This window comes from Lutibacter maritimus (assembly GCF_900116115.1).
GTDB classification, from domain to species: Bacteria; Bacteroidota; Bacteroidia; order Flavobacteriales; family Flavobacteriaceae; genus Lutibacter; species Lutibacter maritimus.
Map to the genome: position 1 here is coordinate 74,864 of NZ_FOZP01000003.1, position 21,382 is coordinate 96,245.

Below are 21,382 nucleotides of genomic sequence, written 5' to 3' on the forward strand. Positions count from 1 at the left end.
TAATTACTTTTTTACTAATTGCTTTATCTTAATACCGAATGCAGCAAAAGTTAAAGTCATTATTGGACTTAACCAGTTAAATATAGCATAAATAAAATATTCGTGCACTCCCACACCTAAAACGCCTGATTGGTATGCTCCACAAGTATTCCAAGGAATTAATACTGAAGTAACAGTACCTGAATCTTCTAAACTTCTACTTAAATTTTCTGGCGCTAAACCTTTATCGTGGAAGGCTTTTTTAAACATTTTACCAGGAATTACTATGGCCAAATATTGGTCTGATGCAATGGCATTTAAACCAACACAACTTATAACGGTGCTTGCAAATAACCCAAAAATTGAAGTAGCAATTTTTAATAATGCATTTGTAATTCTGGCAAGCGCACCAATAGCATCCATAATTCCACCAAAAAACATAGCACAAATAATTAAATAAATTGTCCAAAGCATTCCTTTCATACCACCTGCACTAAATAATTCATTTAATTTTTCATTATCTGTAGCTATATGAGTATCTGTAAAAATTGAGTTAATTACTGTTTTATAACTATTTGACCCAGGTAACATATCTAAAATATCACCTTGAAAAATTATGGCAAAAATAGCTGCTAAAATAACCCCAATTCCTAAAGCAATTAAGGGTTTGGTTTTTAATAAAATAAGTATTATTACTATTAAAGGAACTATAAATAAGTAAATTGAAATATGAAACGTTTCGTTAATTGTATGCAATAAACCGCTAACATCAGCACTTCCTGTAGTTTCAATATTTAAACTAATAATTGTAAAAACTAATATGGTTATTAAAATTGTTGGAACAGTTGTTAAGGTCATATACCTAATATGTGTAAATATATCGGTTCCAGCCATTGCTGGTGCTAAATTTGTAGTATCACTTAACGGAGACATTTTATCGCCAAAATAGGCGCCCGAAATAACTGCACCTGCTATCATTCCTGAAGGAATTCCTAATGCGGTTCCAATACCAACCAATGCAATACCAACTGTAGCTGAAGTTGTCCAAGAGCTACCTGTTGCTACAGAAATAATAGCTGCAATTATAACTGAAGCTGGTAAAAATATTGAAGGGCTTAAAACCTGTAAACCATAATAAACCATTGCTGGTATAATTCCGCTTATTAACCAAGTTCCGGCTAAAGCACCTACTAAAAACAAAATCATTATTGGAATGAAAACACTTTTTAAGTTTTCCCAAACTTCTAACAACATTCTTTTTACATTTACCTTATTTAAAAAACCTACAATGGAAGCAACAACACCGCCCATTAACAAAATAAACTGATTAGAATATTCCCCAAGCCATTCGCCACCAGCATAAAAAATATTATACGCTAAAAGCATCATTAAAATAACTACAGGAATTAATGCTTCTAAAATGTTTAACTCTTTATTTTGAATAATTTTTTGATCTTCAATCTTAATTTCAGAAAGGTTTTTCTTGTCTTGCATTCTTTAAATTTTGGATTTGTAATGATACGCAAAAATGCAAGTTTGTGCAAATAGAAAACCTCACTCAAATAAATGAATGAGGTTTCTTAAAAAATCAATAAAATAAAAACACTTTTTTTTACAAAACGCCAACCTTAGTCATACAGCGTCTCATTGCTCTATATGTTCTTTCAATATCATTATCTAATCCTATTGAAAAACGAATTATTCCATTAGATAAACCCATTTGTTTTTGTTCTTCTATTGGAATTTCAGATGAAGTACTTGTGCCTGGTGCACTAAATAATGTTTTATAAAAACCTAAGCTAACAGCTAAATAACCCAAATTCTCATGTTGCATTAACTCCATTAATTCATTTGCTTTTTCTAAATTTCCTACATCAACAGTCATCATTCCTCCAAAACCATATTCTTCATTATATAAGGTTTTAAATAACTCGTGGTCTTTATGACTTTTTAGTCCAGGATATACAACTTTTAAGCCATCTTGTTCAAATTTTTCAGCTAAATAGTGTGCGTTTTCGCTGTGTTTTTTCATTCTAATATGCAGTGTTCTCAAGTTTTTTAAAATACTTGAAGCGCGTAAACTATCCATTACCGGCCCTAATAACATTGCGGCACCGTCATTTACACTTCTTAAGCTATCAATAAATTGTTGTGTTCCACAAACTACTCCACCAACGGTATCATTTGTTCCATTTATAAATTTTGTTAAACTATGTATGGTAACATCTGCACCTAATTTTTGAGGAGAAATTAATAATGGAGAAAATGTATTATCTACAACTAATAAAATGTTGTGTTTTTTAGCAATTTTTGATAATTCTTTTAAATTGGCAATTTCTAATAATGGATTGCTAATAGCCTCACAATAAATCATTTTTGTTGATGGTTTTATTGCTGCTTCTACCTTTTCTAATGAAGTAATATCTACAAACGAAGTTGAAATATTTAATTTAGGAGCAAAGTTTTTAAGAAATGCATAACTACCTCCATAAATTGTTCTTGCTGAAACAATATGATCTCCTGCGCCACAAACTTGTAAAAAAACGGAAGTAATTGCACCCATTCCAGATGCTGCTACATTTGCAGTTTCTGTAAATTCCATAGCTGCCAAAGCTTTACTTAAGTATAAATTACTTGGACTGGTATGACGAGAATATAAATAACATCCTTCTGCATGACCTTCAAATGTATCTAACATTGTTTTAGCATGTAAAAATGTATAGGTTGCAGAATCTGATATGGAAGGATTTACCCCTCCAAATTCACCAAAATATTGTAAATCTTGTATGTTGTTTGCTGGCTTGTTACTCATAATATCTAATTTTATTATAAAAATACTTAAAAACAATTCGTTTCGCCACTTATATTTATTTTTTCAGTATTATTTTCTTTTATTTTAAATTAATAAAGTTTTATTTACTGTGTTTTATTATTATTTTTTCTATTTTTAGAAAAAAATATTAAAAATGGATATGATTGATTCTGTGGATGAACAAATTCTTATGTTGCTTCAAGAAAATTCTAAAATGAATATAAAAGAACTAGCTTTAAAAGTTGGACTTACAGCTACGCCTACTTATGATAGAATTAAAAGATTAGAAAAAAAAGGCATTATAAAGAGATATATTGCTGAATTAGATAAGCAAAAATTAGGGTTTGAGCTTACTGTTTTTTGTCAAGTAACTTTACAAGTACACTCTAAAACACTAATTACACAGTTTGAAAATGCAGTTAATAAAATGCCTGAGGTTTTGGGTTGTTATCACGTTGCTGGTAATTTTGATTATTTACTAAAAATTATAACTCCTAATATAAAATCGTATCAATTGTTTTTAAAAAATAAATTATCGGTTTTAGAATCAGTTGCAAACGTGCAAAGTAATTTTGTAATGAGCGCAGTTAAAGACAATTTAACCTTAACTATTACAAAATAAAAAAAGGAAACGGTATAAATTTATACCGTTTCCTTTTTTAAAATTTTACAAAAATATACTATTTAGATGCGTTTACTTTAAATGAGATTTCAAATTCGTCATTAATAAATTTATCTTTTAAATCATCAAAAAACTTTTGAGATTTATACTGAATATTATATTCTGTTCTATCAATTTTAAAAGCATTTCCAACAAGTTCAACGCCATCGGTAGTTTTATTTAAACTCACAGGAAATTCAATACTTTTTGTAATTCCTTTAATAGTTAAATCTCCTTTAACCAAAGTAGTTCCTTCATGTAAAACTTCCGTAATTTTAAACATAACTGTTGGGTTATTTTCTACATCAAAAAAGTCGCTGTTTTTTAAATGTCCAACTAATTTTGCGTTGTATTCATCATCTGCAGGAATGTCTAAAACTACAATTGAGTTCATATCAAAAGTAAAATTACCTCCAGTTAATTTACCATCCGAAACCACCAAATTACCATCTTTTATAGCTACAGTTCCATTATGTGTTCCAGTTGGTTTAAACCCTTTCCAATTTAAAATTGAATTTTCATTAGTTACTGTATAGGTTCCGTCTGCAATGGCTTCACCTTTATTTTCTGAAACAGGTGTTTCTACTTCTTTGGGTTTTTCATTTTTACAAGAAACAAAAGTTACACTTACAATAAGTGCAAAAATTAAAAATTTTTTCATTTTTTAGTTTAATTTAATTAGTATTAACTACAATAGTAACTGAAATTTATAAAAAAACCCAAATTTTTCTTATTGTTTAATATTTTTTTAACGAATTATTATACTTGCTTTTTTAAAATAATTTGCTCTAAATTTTTGTTTACAAGCACTTTAAAAAACTCTTTTAGCGCTGGATAATTTTCTACTGGATAAACTGGTGTATTTATTTGCAACATAGAGTATACATTTATTTTATTTTCAGCAGTTGATATTTTTAAGTGGTAAACACCGTAATCATTTGGTAATGCAATAGCCAAACTTTCTGGAATAGACTCAACAACATAACCATCTGGTATTACTATACTTACAATTTCTTTACTTCCTATTGGTGTTCCAAAATCTACTGGATATTCTCTATTTTCTAGTTTAAAAGGATTTTTAGTTGTTGCTAAAAATAATAATGGTTTAAAGTAAATTTTATCACCAATAATATCAACAGCATTTTTTTTATTAAACTTTAAAAGTTCAGTTACAGGCAAATATAAATCTGAATAATTAGAAATACGGTGATCTATTATTTCTATATTTTCATTTTCCTCAATTTTTTCAATAATTTTTTCTTGAGAACTATTTCCGTATTTATTTCTATAATTAAGTGCACTATTATTTACAAATACAGTTCTTTTCATCCCTTCAATTTCTCCATTCTTTTTTACTGAAATATTTAAAGTAGTATTTGTTTCAGATGAAGCTTTTGGAGTTAAATTTACCCAAGTTGAAGTTCCTGATTCTCTAATAATACGGCCTTGCCAATTTAAAACACGTAAAGGAAGAAGGTCTGGCGCACTAAATTCTTCTGTAGCATCTAATAATATTACGTCATTTTCTACTTCAATACCTGCAATTACATAATTAAAACCATTAATTGTTGGAAATATAGGAATACCATTATCACGCGTACTTAAAATTATAGGATTTGCCTGAATACCTGCTTCTTTTAACATTGCAATTAAAATAAAATTAATATCGGCAGTATTTCCAACACTCGTTTTATACGCTTCTTTTACTCCATTATATGTATAAATTCCTGCAACATTATTCCATTTTACTTTTTGTTTTACAAATTCAAATATTTCTACAATTAACTTATTAGTATCGCCTCCTGATTTTGAAATTAATAATTGAAGATCATCTTTAAAATAACCAGACTTTTCTAATTCTGGACCAAAATCACCATTTTTATAAATGGTTTTAGTAACATTTTCCCACGTTTGAGAAAAATATTCAATAGGACTTTGAGGCCATTTTATAGATGCTAATTCAAAGTGTAAAGTAGATGCGTAATTTGTAATTTCATTAACATAAGGTTCTTCAATAAGTGCTGGAATATTTTCATTATCAATTTTTATAACTTTTTTAGTTAAATCGATTTTTTGAGTTGAAAAACCATTTCTATTTTCTCTATCATTATTTGATAAAATTATATTATCGTTTCTTGTTGAAATTGTTGAATTAATTCTGAAATACCCAGTTTCTTTTAAATTGAAATTATAATATTCTGGAATTTCAATATCAGCTTCAAACTTTTTAGTTGGTATACTACTTTGCAAAACAATTTTATCAATACTGCTATAAGGTGATATAATAATATATTTCCATTCAACAATACAACCGTCAACTATATTTGGCATTGTAAATTTATCTGTAGACCAATATTTATTATTCTTATCAGTAAAAATTTCATTATTTTTTAATTTATACGACTCTATTTTTCCGTTTTCTAAAACATACGTTTTTGCATTTTGTATACTTAATCTCTCTGAAGTTGAAGCGACTGGTGTGTAGTATTTAATTTCTTTGGTTGCCCAATCGTACCCTTCTTTATTGTAAATTTTTATTCGTTCTTGTACTTCGGTAATTAATTGATATCCTATATTTTGAGAATACCTGAAGTAAACGCGTTTATTTACATATAATTTTACTGCATTTGCAGTGGAATCTAATGGGTATACTTTTTCTGAAAGCTCTTCTTTTGATATTTTACCAATTCTATAATCCTGCCCTTGTAAATTGGTTAGAACAAGCATAAAAATTAATATATTCAAGATCTTTTTCATAACTATATCGTTTTTAAAATTATTTTTATATTATCGTTTATATTAATATCTTTTTTAAAATTTCTGTAATCTTCATACTCTTCTGGCTTATATTTTCCTGTTTCAATTTGTAGTTTTCGTTTGTACAAATAATTATAATCGTTAATTTTTATAAGTTCAAAAGTGTAAGTTCCAAATTTTGAAGTAATTTCTTTTTTTGTAGGCACATATTCAATTTCATATGTTTTTGGTAGTTTAATTTCAACCTCATCAATATCAACAAATCCTCTTGAAATTTCAAATGGTAACTTTCTATTTCTAATGCGTTTTGGCACAACTGTATTTTTATTAAACGCATTGACATTTATAAGCATTTTATTACCACTTATTGATGCGTAATTAGATGCAGAAAACTCAATATTTTCTTCATATTTAACATCATTTTTATTGTTTAAAACTTCAATTTTTGAAAAAACAATATTATTAATTGAATTAAAGTATGCTTTAAATTGAGCATCTAATTCGGTAGGATTTTTACCTTCGTAACTATCTAAATTGTCGTTATATTGGGTTCCTGAAGATTCAATTTTAAGTTTAGCGTTAATTGTTCCGTCATTATCTATAGCAAAATTTCCTTTTGTTAGTTGAATGTTGTTTTGGGCTGGGTAAACTGTAGTTTTTTTAAGTTCGCCTCCTTCTGGTTTTATTACTATTACATTTCTATCATCTGTAAAATTAGCAATGTATCCAAATGGTACTTTTTGACTTGTACATTCTAACCAAACATCGCCTTCTTCTAAAGGTAAATTCAAAATTACGTGATTACCTTGTATACTTGGCGAATTAAAATCCATATCTAAACGTTCAAAACCACCAAAAAGCTCTGTAAAATAAGATTTTACACCCACTGCATTTAATAATGATTTAGTGTAATTTGTTAAAGCTTTACAATCTCCATATCCTAATCTATCTACTTCACTTGCCAGCATTGGTTTTAAACCTCCAATACCAACTTGTACACTTATGTATCTTGTTTTATCTTGTACATATTGATAAATTATTTTTGCTTTTTCAAGATCACTATCAGCATCTTTTACAAGTAGGTTAATTTTAGCAACAGTTTCATCACTTAAATAACCTACATCTCTATATAAATTATCATATTCCCATTTACCAAGTTCTTTCCAGTTTGAAGCTTCTCCTGCTTCTCCCTCAACATAAAATTGATTAGATGCAATTTTTACATTTGGCAATAATTCTTTTAATGATAAACTTAAAGGCTCTTTATTTATAGGCTCTAAATTTGAAATTTTATAATTTAAAGAATTTTCATTTTCGCTTTTTTCAACCTTATAGTTTTCAAAATTAATTTCACGAATATTTAATTTCAATTCTTTATTATAATTAATTTGATATGAAGATGTTAACAATCCTGTTTCAAAATCTGACAAAGGATTCCAACTAGGAATAAAAGCCGTGTTTGATGTTTCTATTTCATATTCATAATAAATTGTATATGGATAACTTAATGGAATATATTCAAAATAAAGTAACCTATTATCCGCAAATAAAGTTCCGCCATCAACCTGGCTTACATCCTTATATTCTTTATTTTTTACTTTTTTAATTTGATTTCCAAAAGCATTATAAATAATTGTTGAAACACTTTTTATACGTCTACTTCCGTCATAAGGAACAACAACATACCTATTTCCATTTCCAAATTTATTTAACACAGTAACTGCCTTTTTCACAATGTAACTCATTGATTTTTGAGATTTTAACTCAACACTTACTTGATCAAACAAAACAACAGAATGCGCATCCTCTTTTATATTTTGAGGAATAGTTGCACTGTTAAAATTATAATCTTGTGAGTAAGAAATTTGAATAAAATATAAAGTAAAAAGGACGACTATTTTTGTTTTTTTCATAGATTGCAATTTTTTATAAAAAAACAAAAATTTGTTTTAAAAAATAATGACAAAACTCATTTTTTAAATTATTCTCTCAATTTAGAATCAATTAAAATAGTGACAGGTCCATCATTTACTAATGAAACCTTCATATCAGCTCCAAACACACCTGTGCCAACTTTTTTATTTAAATGTTGTTCAAGTGTTGCAACAAATTTTTGATATATTGGAATTGCTATTTCTGGTTTTGCTGCTTTAATATAAGATGGTCTATTTCCTTTTTTAGTACTTGCATGCAATGTAAATTGGCTAACTACAATTGCATCGCCATTTGTATCTATTAAAGATTTGTTCATTACATCATTTTCATCATTAAAAATGCGCAGATTTACAATTTTTTTAGTGAGCCAGTCAATATCTTCTTGAGAATCTTCATTCTCAATTCCAACCAAAATTAAAAGTCCATTTTTAATTTCACTTACAATTTTATTGTTAATAGTTACAGATGCTGATGTAACTCTTTGTATAACAGTTTTCATAAAATTTAACTATAAATATCCGTTCTATAATGTTCCTCTTCACCTTCAACCATTTGCAAATAACTATTGTAGCGAGAATACGCAATTTCACCACTTTCAATAGCATCTTTTATAGCGCATTTTGGCTCATTTATATGCAAACAATTATTGAATTTACATTTAGATTTTAACCTAAAAAACTCTGGAAAATAATCTGTAATTTCTTCTGGTTTAAAATCTACAACTCCAAAACCTTTAATTCCGGGAGTATCTATAATAAAACCTCCAAAATTAAGTTCAAACATTTCAGCAAAAGTTGTTGTATGCTGTCCTTGTTTATGTTGTTTTGAAATTTCTGCTGTTTTTAAATTTAATGAAGGTTCAATTGCATTTATTAAGGTAGATTTTCCAACGCCTGAATGCCCTGAAAACATAGTGGTTTTACCTATCATCAATTCTTTAACTTCCTCAATACCAATTTTTTTTGTGGCAGAAATCGCAATACATTTATACCCAATTTCAGTATAAATCGCATCAAATGTTGCCAATTTATCTAACTGATCATCATCATAGGAATCTAACTTATTAAAAAGCAATACGGCAGGAATATTATAAGCTTCGGCAGTTGCTAAAAATCGATCTATGAAACCCGCAAAGGTTGGTGGGCTGTCTATTGTCACCAATAAAAAAGCAATATCAATGTTAGAGGCAATTATGTGCGTTTGTTTTGATAGGTTTACAGATTTTCGAATGATATAGTTTTTCCTATCAAATATTCTATTAATAACACCCGTAGCTTTATCTGTTTCAAATTCAAAACTAACCTTATCTCCAACCGTAACAGGATTTGTGCTTTTTATTCCTTTAATTCTAAATTTTCCTTTTAACCTGCACTCTACTCTTTCACCTGCTTTTGTGCAAACAGTGTACCAACTACCAGTAGATTTTGTAACTATACCTTCCATTAGCACAAATATAATTTAAAAAGTTCTATAAGATAATAGTTTTTGTTGCAGAAAGTATTAAAACAAAAAAAGCTTCAATTAAATTGAAGCTTTTTTTGTTGATCCACAAGGACTCGAACCTTGACTGACGATACCAAAAACCGGAGTGCTACCATTACACCATGGATCATTTTGCGGGTGCAAATTTAAAGTAAAGTTTTAAATCAACAAATATTTTTAACTATTTTTTTTATTTTTTCTTCAATACATCATCTTTAATACTTTATTAACGCTTCTTACCGTTCTAACTGTCAATATTTAAGTTTAAATTTGTTAATTTCGCCACGATTAAAATTTTTTATATGAAGTCCTTCAATTTCACTAAATGGAATAACAGTATTGGTTGGTTCACCTTTTCTATTGCGCTTTTAACTTACGCCTTAACTTTAGAACCAACCGTAAGTTACTGGGATTGCGGAGAATACATTTCAACAGCTGTAAAATTAGAAGTTGGTCACCCTCCTGGAGCGCCACTTTTCCAAATGTTAGGTGCATTTTTTGCTATGTTTAGTACAGACGTAACGGAAATTGCCAAAATGGTAAATTTCATGTCAGCCCTTGCAAGTGCATTCACAATTTTATTTATGTTTTGGACCATTACTGGATTGGCTAAAAAAATGATTAGCAACACCAATGAACTAAGTAGCGCTACTTCAATTGCAATTTTAGGAAGCGGCATGGTTGGCGCGTTAACATACACTTTTTCAGATAGTTTTTGGTTTAGCGCTGTTGAAGGTGAAGTTTATGCCATGTCATCATTTTTAATGGCATTATTATTTTGGCTTGGTTTACGTTGGGAAGCAGAAATGGACAAACCACAAGGAAATAAATGGCTATTATTAATAAGTTTTGTTGTTGGATTATCTTTTGGAGTTCATATATTATCATTATTAGTAATCCCTTCTATTGTTTTTCTGTATATATTCAAAAAATATAAAATCATAAATTATAAGCAGTTTATAATTGCCAATATTGTATCAATTTTAGTGTTATTTTTTGTTTTTAAATTATTATTCCCATATACTTTAAAATACTTTAGTGCATTAGAATTGTTTTTTGTGAATTCAATTGGTTTACCTTTTAATTCAGGAAGTATTATTGCAAGTATCATTGTGGTTGTTTTGTTTTATGTTGGAATAAATTATACTCATAAAAAGCAATTGGTTGGAGCCAATACTTTAATTCTTTCGGTATTGTTTATCATGATAGGTTTTTCATCATGGATGATGTTACCTATTAGAGCCAACGCAAATACAACAATTAACGAAAATAACCCATCAAGTGCCAGAGAACTTTTAGCATATTATGATAGAGAGCAATATGGAGATGCGAATGTTTTTTATGATACTTACTATTCTTTAGTTTATGATAGACAAGCAGACCCAAGCAACCCAACAAGAGATGATAAACCAAAGTATGAAAAAGATGAAAAGCTTGGGAAATATGTAATTGTAAATAATTACAAAGATGCTTTACCAAACTGGAGTAGCAAACATAAAGGTTTTATACCTCGTATGGTAAGTACTGATGGCTCTGTGATAAAAAATTACAAAGCAATTGCAGGTATTCCACAAAGTAGTAAAAGACGCCCAACTTTTTTAGAAAATATAAAATTTATGGTTGATTTCCAATTTGGATATATGTATGGTCGCTATTTTATGTGGAACTTTGTTGGTAGACAAAATGATGAACAAGGCCAATTAGATTTACAAAACGGAAACTGGTTAAGTGGCATCAAATTTATTGATGAATGGCGTTTAGGTCCACAAACTAACTTACCTTCAGATGTAAAAAATAATAAAGGACGCAATACTTACTATTTCTTGCCATTTATTTTAGGACTAATAGGCTTGTTCTTCCAACTTAAAAAAGATAAAAACAATTTTTACACCTTGCTCCTATTTTTTGCATTTACAGGTTTAGCAATTATTTTTTACACAAATCCAAAACCATTTGAACCTCGTGAACGTGATTACGCCGTAGTTGGTTCATTTTATATTTTTGCAATTTGGGTTGGCTTTGGTGTACTTGCATTATATGAGTATTTAAAAAAATATGCTAATAAAAACACCATTGCAATAGCCGTTTCTGTTATATCATTGTTAGCAGTACCAGCAATAATGGCTTCTGAAAATTGGGATGACCACGATAGATCTAACAGATATACATCGCATTTAAATGCCAAAGCATATTTAGATTCTTGTGATGAAAATGCCATACTATTTACCATTGGTGATAATGATACTTTTCCGCTTTGGTATATGCAAGAAGTTGAAAATTACCGAACCGATATTAAATTAATCAACACAAGCTTGTTTCAAACAGATTGGTATATAGATCAAATGAAACGAAAAACGTATAAAGCAGATCCAATTCCATCACAATTAACTCATGACAAATACAAATGGGGAACTTTAGATGTGGCTTATTACTTTGAAGAAATATTTCCACAATTAAAAGATTCTACTGTTACCATAGATTATTTTATGAAATGGATTGAAAGTGATCAAAAAATTACTGAATACGACTTAGATGAGGATGGAATTCCAGAAAAAGTATTACCAACTAATAAAATTAGAATTCCTGTTAATAAAGAAACTGTTCTTAAAAACGGAATAGTTGCGCCAGAAGATGCCCATTTAATTGTACCGTATATTGATATTCAATTTAAAGGAGCATTATCAAAAAATAGAATTTTAATGTTAGATATTTTGGCTAATAATAATTGGGAAAAACCTATTTATTTTACAGGTGGTGCTCAAGCCGATGAGGAATATATTTGGTTAAAAGATTATTTACAGTTAGATGGTATGACATATAAATTAGTGCCAATTTTAACTCCAGATGATGGAAATTTCTTTGAAATGGGTAGAATAAATACAGACATAATGTATGAAAATGTTAAAAATTGGGATTGGAGAAACATTACTGATGATAACATTTATTTAGATCCTGAAACACGTAAAAATTCCGTTACCTACAGAAATAACATGGAACGTTTGGCTAAAGCATTAATTTTAGAGAATAAACTGGAAAAAGCAGAAGAAATTGCCGATATTTCTTTAGAAAAAATGCCTGTAAATAAATTTGGTCATTACAGTATGTTAATTTCATATTTAGATATTTATTACGCATTAAATAAAAAAGAAAAAGCCAGGAAATTAGCTTCAGAACTTAAAACTGTTTTACAAGAAAATTTAACATACTACAGTCAATACGATGAGAATAATATAGAAGATGTATTTAACGACATTGAAAGAAGTTTGTTAATGTACGATCAAATTGTAAAAACAGCCATACAATTTGATGATGAAGATTATGCAACTTCATTACGAGATGAATATGTTACCTATTTAAAACTTTTTGACTTTTTAATTGAAAAACAGTAATGAAAAAATATTTTGTAAAAACTCCATACCTACTTAAACTAATTTTTAATAATTGGCTATGGAGTTTTTCAAAAAAAGAAAAAGCAATTTATTTAACTTTTGATGATGGTCCTACTCCTGAAATTACAGAATGGACGTTAAATGAATTAAAAAAATACAACGCTAAAGCAACATTTTTTTGCATTGGTAAAAACGTAAAAGCAAATTCAGAAATATTTAAGAAAATTGTTGATGCTGGCCATTCTGTTGGAAACCACACAAACAATCACTTAAATGGCAGCAAAACAAACCTAAACTTATATATTGATAATATCTTAAAAGCTGAAAACACAATACAATCTGAGTCAAAATTATTTAGACCTCCGTATGGAAAATTAACTTTAAAACAGAGTTTTAATATCAGAAAATTAGGTTATAAAATTGTGATGTGGGATGTATTAAGTGCTGATTTTGACAATACAATTACCAATAAAAAATGTTTAGAAAATGTAATTAAAAATACGGAAAGTGGAAGTATTTTAATTTTTCATGATAGTGTAAAAGCTAGCAAAAAACTAAAATACGTTTTACCTAAAATTTTAGATTATTATACGTCCAAAAATTATAGCTTTAAAAAAATAATAGCTTAGTTACCTAAACATATTGCTGAACTAAACCAATAAGTGTATTTGCGTCTTGAATACCTGTTTGTCTCCATTTCATTTCGCCATCTTTATAAATAATGAACGTAGGGTTTCCTTTAATTCTTAAAGCATTTGCTAACGTTTCGTTTTTATCAATATCAATTTTTATCACTTTTGCACTATCCCCTAATGCAGCAGCTACATCTCGCAAAACATCTTGTAAGTCTTCAGAGTTTTCTTCTTCCCATTCCGCATAAAAATCTATTAAAACAGGAATATCTGAACTAATTAATTCTCCAAATTTTGCCATAATTTAACTATTTCTTTAATAAAACTTTAAAAAAAATGTCACTGTATATATACAAATGTAGCATTTTAATTTAAATTATCACTATTTACTTCTTTTCAAAGTAATTACAGTAATTTCAGGCCAAATACCAACTCTGCCCGGAAAAGCTAAAAATCCAAAACCTCTGTTCACATTTATAAATTTAGTTCCTTCATTATAAATTCCTGCCCATTGTTTATAAATATATTGCACTGGACTCCATTTAAAGCCTGGAATTTCAATACCAAACTGCATTCCGTGCGTATGACCACTTAAAGTTAAGTGATAATTATTTGTGTGATTTTTAACTTCGGCATCCCAATGAGAAGGATCGTGGCTTAGGAGAATTTTAAAATCTTCTTTATTTATTTTTTTTGATGCAGCACCTAAATCCCCCGCTTTTTTAAATCGTGTTCCCCAGTTTTCTACACCAACTAAAGCAATTTTATCAGTTCCTCTTTCTAAATAAACACTATCATTTAATAATAAATTAAAACCTATTTTTGGATGAATATCTTTAATTTCCTGAAAATTAGCTTCCTTTTCTTGATTTGTATCAAAACGAACATATTCACCATAATCATGATTTCCTAAAACTGAATATTTGCCTTCTTTTGCAGTTAACTTTTGAAAATGAGAAATCCAAGGAGTCATTTCATCTGCTGTGTTATTTACAATATCACCCGTAAATAAAATTACATCAGAATTTTGTTCATTAATTAACTCTATTCCGTGTGCAATTTTATCAGCATCATCAAAACTTCCACTATGTATATCAGAAATATGTGTAATTTTAAAACCATCAAAAGCGGTTGGTAAATCATCAAAAAAAAGTGTGTGATTAATTACTTGGTAATTATATTTTCCTCTCATCATACCATATAAAATCGATGTAAATGGAATTGCAGCTAAACTTAAAGCCAGCTTACTTACAAATGATCTTCTTTCCGGAAAAAAATCAGTAGTATTATTACTAAAAAAATAATTATAACCAGTTTTAAAAACTCTAAAAACATCTTCACCAAAAAGAATTATTAATGCAATTATTTTAGGCGTTATAGTTAAAATTAATAAGCCAAAAGCCAGCATTACCGTTTGGTTTAAACCTTTTGAATTGTTGAAAGTTAGTAATTGATAAATTACGTTTGCAAGAACGGCTAAAGAAATTAACCAATAAATTAAAAATACAATTTTATTTTTAGTGATGGTTTTTATGCTTTGATAAGCATAAAAATCTATAAAAAGCACAAATGCAATAAAAATTATCCAACGTATCATAAAAACAAATCTAAACGTATTTTATGATTAATAATTATTGATAACAAAAAATTAAGCTATTTTTAACAGGTAAATTATTCTTTTGTGTATTCTTGATTACTTCCATCACTATCAATTTGATAATGAAAATCTATTTCTAATAAACCAACACTTCCGGTATAAGTATCAACAGCACTATCAGAAGAGTTTCTAAAGAGTCTACATACTAACATGCTAGATAGAGTTCCGGCTGGTCCATTAGTAGTAGAAGTAATACTCGTTAAAGGTGTAATAACATGTTCACGTGCCTCAATCAAAGTCCCATTAGGAATAGCTAGGCCATTTCCATAAACTATAGAAGGTGTAGAATTAAATTGCTGCCCAACATTTACCCAGACGTATTCTAAACCCCATGAAACTCGAAGAGCGCCGACTGAAGCATCTACTGTCCAATGCACATGCGGATATATAGCTGTACCTTCTTTCCAAGAATGTGGCATTTGTAAGGTAAAAACAACATCACTTACTTTATTTGCATCGGTTTGTTCCTTAAAAAACAATAGAGAAAGACCTGATCCTGATATAAATTGTTCCCATGTAGCTCCTTCAGTTATATTCTTTATTTTAACAGAATTCACAGGTACTTTTAAATCATCCCATCTAGTAGCGTTTCCTACGTAACTTAACGAACCATCTGCGGTTATTTTAGTGTAATTTTGTGCCGAAGTTACATCTGAATCTGGAGTTGTTGAAGCTGCTCTATTCCCTAATAATATATCCCCATTTGAACCAATTTGCATATATTCAGTCCCAGCGGTTGAAAACCTTACAATATCTTCATCTGCATTTTTTTCAACTTCAACTTTAGTATCACCATCGGCATCAACAATTGAACTGCCAGAAACTAGTTCTTTCCAAGCATTCACATTATAAAACCAAAAACTTTTGGTATCTGTATCAAATATTAAAAGTCCATTTGCAGGGCCAGCTATAACGGTTCTTTGAGCTGTTGTCATTCTCGGAATTAACACTCCTTTTGTTGTTGATTGTATGTCTAACATTGATGAGTTTTCCGGAGTAGTGGTTCCTATACCTACTTGTGCAAATATGTTAAAACCTAAAAAAATTATAAATAAAATTGTTAAATTATTTTGATATTTTTTCATAATAATTAGTTTAAAATTTTTGTGCTTATTGTTCCAAAATCCGATTGTACACTAACAAAGTAAATTCCTTTTGGATAGTTAAATGGTATTGAAATTTCAGATGTTTCCATATAATTTCCAACTACTTTAAGCACATTTTGACCTAAAGTATTAAAAATACCAACAGAATTAATTTTACTATTATTGGTATTCTTAATTATAACTGAATTGTTTCCATTATAAAAAACCTGAATATTATTTTTTTCAACTTCTAAAATATCTAATGCATCCAATGCACCAAAAACAATTGAAAATCTATCTAAATAATTCCCTGGAGGAAGATTTAGATTGAAAGAGTCTTCACTTAAATTATATGTGATACTTAATAAATTATCTTTAACAAATACAGGATTAGAAAAATTTTCAACACCTTTTAATGATATTGTGTGAATTCCTGCTTCCGTAATTTTAAGACCTAAAGGAAATTCATAGCTTTCATCAAATGCACCCACACCTTGAATTACATATTTTTTTGTTAAATTATTTTCAATTATAAAAAACAATTCATCTTCTCGTTCTCCACTCATTAAAGCATCATATCCTGGATTAAAATTAAGATCTGCAGATGATTCTGGTAAAAACCCAAGCGCCAATTCTCTTTCAAAACCTTCAGGATCTCTATAAGAAATTCTTACAATACTATTTTCAACATTACTTTTTTGCGCTATGTTTTTATAGTGAATTGACTCTCCAGTATTTTCCATTTTAAACACGCGTTGAGAATTTTTAAAAACAATTACTCCATCAGCACTTGTGTCAATAAAAAAACCTTGACCAACTGCCATATATTGAGTTGGAGCCATTATATTGGCATCTCCAACACCTGCAGATGTTGGATTTATAGAGGCCGAAACTCCAGTAGTTAAATTTCTTGTTGCATAACCTCCTAAATAATCAGATAAATTATGTGATGGTGAATTTCCTTCTACCCAAAAATACAAAGTACCATCAAAATAAGATAAATTATCCAAAATAAACTTATTAGAATCTAGAGCACTTGGATACGGATTTCCAAATAAGTTTGATTCATTTGCGCCTACAACAAAACTGTATGTACCGTCATTTGGCGTTCCTATAAAAACATAATTTTGTTTAGGTGATAAAGTATTGGTTCCTTTCATTAAATAGCCTTCTCCAGGTAAAAGTTTACTATTTTTATCCAACTTAATCCAATCAGCATAGGATCCAGTTCCTCCTCTTGAAAACTTATACAACCAACTTTCATTTATAGTTAATGGCGTTGTAACATTTCCACTTTCATCAACTATTGAAGGTAACCCATCGTATGGTGACCCTGAATTAAATAAAACTTGTTGCGAAGTAAATGAATTTATTACAGCATCTGTTCCGTCAAACAAACCGCCATTTAATTGAAATGTTCCACCATTATTAACAGGAGTAGACCAATGGTTGTATCCATAAGCAGATTTATATCCTTGTTGATCTTTATGTAATTTTCCATTGATTGATGAATTTATTGAAATTCCTTCATGAGTTTGGATTAACTGAGATTCGCCAATCAACCTTAAATCACCATTTACTAAATTAACACTGTTAAAAACAAATAAACCAAATTTATCCTCAACAGATACTCCTTTTTTTTCAACACTACTTAAATTGATTTCTAAATTATAAAAATTAATTTCTTTAGTTGAACCTGAAATTGATTGAACAGAATTTGTGGTACTTGTAAAAAAAGTTGTGCCAGAATTTGAAGCTGTAGTACCGTTATTTATAAAGTTGCTATTTAAGTATAAATTACCATCATTATAATGCATAGCTGTGCTTTTATTTGTGTATTCCGCACCAAAATAAACACTTGTTGAAGGTTTTACTTGAAGAATTCCTTCATTCGCTATTTGAGAATAAAAGTTAACTACACAAATAAAAAACAAACAAAACAACATAAAATCCTTTTGTTTCATAACTTTGTGGTTTAAGCCATTTATAGTAAAAATACACAAATGGATTGTTTATTTATATGATAAACATCATACTTACAATAAATGGTGCATTTTTAAACTTTTAAATAAATTTTACAATAAATAACATGCAAAAAAAACGTCTTTTCCTTTTAGATGCATACGCATTAATATTTCGTGGCTATTACGCATTAATTAAAAATCCAAGAATTAACTCTAAAGGAATGGACACTTCAGCCATCCTAGGATTTACCAATTCTTTACTTGATGTTATCAATAGAGAAAAACCCGATCATTTAGCCGTAGCTTTTGATAAAGGTGGCTCACACAGCAGAAATGAAGCTTTTCCTGAATATAAATCTAATAGACAAGAAACACCCGAAGCCATAAAAATTGCAGTGCCTTATATTCATAAAATATTGGAAGCTATGCACATTCCAATTATCGAAAAAGAAGGTTTTGAAGCCGATGATTTAATTGGAACACTTGCAAAACAAGCCGAAAAAGCAGGTTATCAAACTTTTATGGTAACACCTGATAAAGATTTTGCGCAATTGGTTTCTGAAAATATTTTTATGTACAAACCCGCAAGAATGGGAAATGGTATTGAAATATGGGGAATTCCTGAAGTTCAAAAAAAGTTTGAAGTAGAAAGACCTGAACAAGTTATCGATTTTTTAGGGATGATGGGCGATGCCGTAGATAATATTCCTGGTTTTCCTGGAGTTGGTGAAAAAACAGCAAAAAAATTCATTAAAGAATATGGCAGTATTGAAAACCTTTTAGCAAATACCCACGAACTAAAAGGGAAAATGAAAGAAAAAGTAGAGGAAAATAGTGAATTAGGATTGCTTTCAAAACAATTAGCAACAATTATGCTAGATTGCCCTGTGGAATTTCACGAACAAGACTTTGAATTAAATCATCCTGATTTTGAAAAAGTTGGTGAAATTTTTAAAGAGTTAGAATTTAGAAGGTTGGCTGAAAATTTTAATAAAATATTTAATATTTCAACTCCAGAGGTTCAAGAGTCTAAAAAAGAAGAAGTTACAAATTCCACTTCAAAGCCAATTAACCCAACCACACAACAATTCGATTTATTTTCGTTGCCACCAGAACATTCTGTAGAAACATCATTAAACGCTAGTTACGATTCTAACGAAGGTTATAACCACATTTATCAGTTTGTAAATTCGCCGCTCTCAAGAAAGTTGCTAATTTCTAATTTATTAAAGCAGCCATCGGTAAGTTATCATTTAGAAACTACAGATGCTAATAACTGTTTTATAGCAGATTTAATAGGAATTTCATTTTGTTACGAAAAAGGAAAAGGGTATTACATTCCTTTAATTGAAAATAATACTGAAGAAATTCTCAACCAATTTAAACCATTTTTTGAAAATGAAACTATTCAAAAAATTGGTCAAGATATAAAATACGATATTAAAGTTTTAAGCAAATACAACATTCAAATAAAAGGAAAATTATTTGATGTTATGTTGGCACATTATTTAATAAATCCAGATATGCGACACGATATGAGCGTTTTAACGGAGACTTATTTAAATTATAAACCAAAAACTATAGAATCTGTAATTGGTAAAAAAGGAAAAGATCAATTAATTTTAAATCAAATAGATTTAGAAAAACAAACAGAGTATATAACAGAGTTTGCCGATTTTACGTTTCAATTAAAAGAAATTTTTGAGCAAGATTTAGAAAAATATCAATTGACTAAACTGTACAATGAAATTGAAATTCCATTGCTTCAAGTACTTGCACAAATGGAATTAGAAGGCATAAAATTAGATGCAACATTTTTAAAATCGTTGTCAGAAAAATTGAACAATGACATTTTAAAATTAGAGGAAACTATTTATGCCGAAGCAAATATTGAATTTAATTTAGCTTCGCCAAAACAATTAGGTGATGTTTTATTTGATCATTTAAAACTTTTAGACAAACCTAAAAAAACAAAAACTGGGCAATATGCTACCGGTGAAGAAATACTTTCTAAACTTGCCCCAAAACATAAAATTGTTGAAGAAATTTTAGAATGGAGAGGTTTAGTGAAATTAAAAAATACCTATGTTGATGCTTTACCAAATGAAATAAATCAACAAACTGGAAGAATACACACCACTTATAGTCAAGCAGTTGCAGCAACAGGAAGATTAAGTTCTAACAATCCAAACCTGCAAAATATTCCAATTAGAACAGAAAGAGGAAGACAAGTTAGAAAAGCCTTTGTGGCAAAAAACAATGATTTTACATTGGTTGCTGCCGATTATTCTCAAATTGAATTACGCATTATTGCGGCACTTAGTGGCGATGAAAGTATGATTGAATCGTTTAAAAATAAAGAAGACATTCACGCAGCAACAGCTGCAAAAGTTTTTGGAGTTCCGTTAAATGAAGTTACACGCACACAAAGATCTGATGCCAAAGCAGTAAATTTTGGAATTATTTATGGACAAGGTGCTTTTACTTTAGCACAACAATTAAATAAATCGAGAGCTGAAGCCAAAGAATTAATTGATAATTATTATAAAACCTTTCCAAAATTAAATCAATTTATAGCAAATCAAATACATTTGGCTAGAGAAAATGGCTATGTTGAAACTATTTTAGGAAGAAGACGGTATTTAAAAAACATTAATTCACAAAATGCTATTGTACGTTCTGCTGATGAAAGAAATGCTGTAAATGCCCCAATTCAAGGAAGCGCAGCAGATATTATAAAAATTGCAATGATTAATATTTATAAATTACTTAGTGAAGGCAATTACAAAACCAAAATGCTTTTGCAAGTACATGATGAATTGGTTTTTGACGTACACAATAGCGAATTAGCCTTGTTAAAACCTAAAATTATTTACGAAATGGAAAATGCATTTAAATTACCTGTACCATTAACCGTAGAGTTAGGTGAAGGACAAGATTGGTTACAAGCACATTAAAATTGACTAAAAAATTATGAGCTTTTGAATATGAATAAATTAACTCTTTTATCATTCAATAAAAAACAATAA

General features: G+C 29.0%; 15 protein-coding genes and 1 tRNA gene. 4 read left to right on the forward strand and 12 right to left on the reverse strand.

Annotation, left to right across the window (positions count from 1 at the left end; genetic code table 11):
* Positions 1–3 precede the first annotated feature (3 nt).
* Positions 4–1,473, reverse strand: a complete 1,470-nt coding sequence (gene nhaC, locus BM335_RS05815; protein ID WP_090224200.1) for a Na+/H+ antiporter NhaC — start codon at positions 1,471–1,473, stop codon at positions 4–6.
* Positions 1,474–1,591: 118 nt separating this feature from the next.
* A complete protein-coding gene (locus tag BM335_RS05820) occupies positions 1,592–2,791 on the reverse strand; it encodes an aminotransferase class I/II-fold pyridoxal phosphate-dependent enzyme (protein ID WP_090224202.1) in 1,200 nt (399 codons plus the stop codon).
* Positions 2,792–2,945: 154 nt separating this feature from the next.
* Between BM335_RS05820 and BM335_RS05825 the strand changes: the two genes are divergently transcribed.
* Positions 2,946–3,413, forward strand: coding sequence for an Lrp/AsnC family transcriptional regulator (locus tag BM335_RS05825; protein WP_090224204.1), 468 nt, complete (start codon positions 2,946–2,948; stop codon positions 3,411–3,413).
* Positions 3,414–3,471: 58 nt separating this feature from the next.
* On the opposite strand, the gene BM335_RS05830 is transcribed toward BM335_RS05825, so the two are convergent.
* From BM335_RS05830 to BM335_RS05855, 6 genes are all read right to left on the reverse strand, one after another.
* Entirely contained in the window at positions 3,472–4,113 is a 642-nt protein-coding gene (locus BM335_RS05830; RefSeq protein ID WP_090224206.1) for a YceI family protein, read from the reverse strand.
* Between the two features lie 98 nt (positions 4,114–4,211).
* Positions 4,212–6,209 (reverse strand): DUF3857 domain-containing protein, encoded by a 1,998-nt coding sequence (locus BM335_RS05835; protein WP_090224209.1) that lies wholly within the window; start codon positions 6,207–6,209, stop codon positions 4,212–4,214.
* A 2-nt stretch (positions 6,210–6,211) separates the two neighbouring features.
* Positions 6,212–8,122, reverse strand: coding sequence for a DUF3857 domain-containing protein (locus tag BM335_RS05840; RefSeq protein WP_090224211.1), 1,911 nt, complete (start codon positions 8,120–8,122; stop codon positions 6,212–6,214).
* Between the two features lie 68 nt (positions 8,123–8,190).
* Complete coding sequence (gene dtd / locus BM335_RS05845) at positions 8,191–8,643, reverse strand: D-aminoacyl-tRNA deacylase (RefSeq protein ID WP_090224214.1); 453 nt, start codon at positions 8,641–8,643, stop codon at positions 8,191–8,193.
* 5 nt (positions 8,644–8,648) lie between these two features.
* On the reverse strand, positions 8,649–9,587 hold the full coding sequence (gene rsgA / locus BM335_RS05850; RefSeq protein WP_090224216.1) for a ribosome small subunit-dependent GTPase A: 939 nt from the start codon (positions 9,585–9,587) through the stop codon (positions 8,649–8,651).
* A 98-nt stretch (positions 9,588–9,685) separates the two neighbouring features.
* Positions 9,686–9,756: transfer RNA gene (locus BM335_RS05855), tRNA-Gln, on the reverse strand.
* A 172-nt stretch (positions 9,757–9,928) separates the two neighbouring features.
* Here BM335_RS05855 and BM335_RS05860 point away from each other — a divergent pair.
* Together BM335_RS05860 and BM335_RS05865 are read left to right on the forward strand one after the other, a co-directional pair.
* Positions 9,929–13,015, forward strand: coding sequence for a glycosyltransferase family 117 protein (locus BM335_RS05860; RefSeq protein WP_090224219.1), 3,087 nt, complete (start codon positions 9,929–9,931; stop codon positions 13,013–13,015).
* On the forward strand, positions 13,015–13,644 hold the full coding sequence (locus BM335_RS05865) for a polysaccharide deacetylase family protein (RefSeq protein ID WP_090224221.1): 630 nt from the start codon (positions 13,015–13,017) through the stop codon (positions 13,642–13,644). The genes BM335_RS05860 and BM335_RS05865 overlap by 1 nt, the downstream gene beginning before the upstream one ends.
* 4 nt (positions 13,645–13,648) lie before the next feature.
* On the opposite strand, the gene BM335_RS05870 is transcribed toward BM335_RS05865, so the two are convergent.
* From BM335_RS05870 to BM335_RS05885, 4 genes are all read right to left on the reverse strand, one after another.
* Positions 13,649–13,948: a thioredoxin family protein gene (locus BM335_RS05870; RefSeq protein WP_090224224.1), complete on the reverse strand. Its 300-nt coding sequence runs from the start codon at positions 13,946–13,948 to the stop codon at positions 13,649–13,651.
* An 81-nt stretch (positions 13,949–14,029) separates the two neighbouring features.
* The gene (locus BM335_RS05875; protein WP_090224226.1) at positions 14,030–15,244 is read right to left on the reverse strand and encodes a metallophosphoesterase; all 1,215 of its coding nucleotides are present in this window, start codon (positions 15,242–15,244) and stop codon (positions 14,030–14,032) included.
* 74 nt (positions 15,245–15,318) lie between these two features.
* Positions 15,319–16,389, reverse strand: coding sequence for a hypothetical protein (locus BM335_RS05880; RefSeq protein ID WP_090224228.1), 1,071 nt, complete (start codon positions 16,387–16,389; stop codon positions 15,319–15,321).
* A 5-nt stretch (positions 16,390–16,394) separates the two neighbouring features.
* Positions 16,395–18,353, reverse strand: a complete 1,959-nt coding sequence (locus tag BM335_RS05885; RefSeq protein ID WP_090224230.1) for a T9SS type A sorting domain-containing protein — start codon at positions 18,351–18,353, stop codon at positions 16,395–16,397.
* Positions 18,354–18,478: 125 nt separating this feature from the next.
* Between BM335_RS05885 and polA the strand changes: the two genes are divergently transcribed.
* Positions 18,479–21,310, forward strand: coding sequence for a DNA polymerase I (gene polA, locus BM335_RS05890; protein ID WP_090224231.1), 2,832 nt, complete (start codon positions 18,479–18,481; stop codon positions 21,308–21,310).
* The last annotated feature ends 72 nt before the right edge of the window (positions 21,311–21,382 follow it).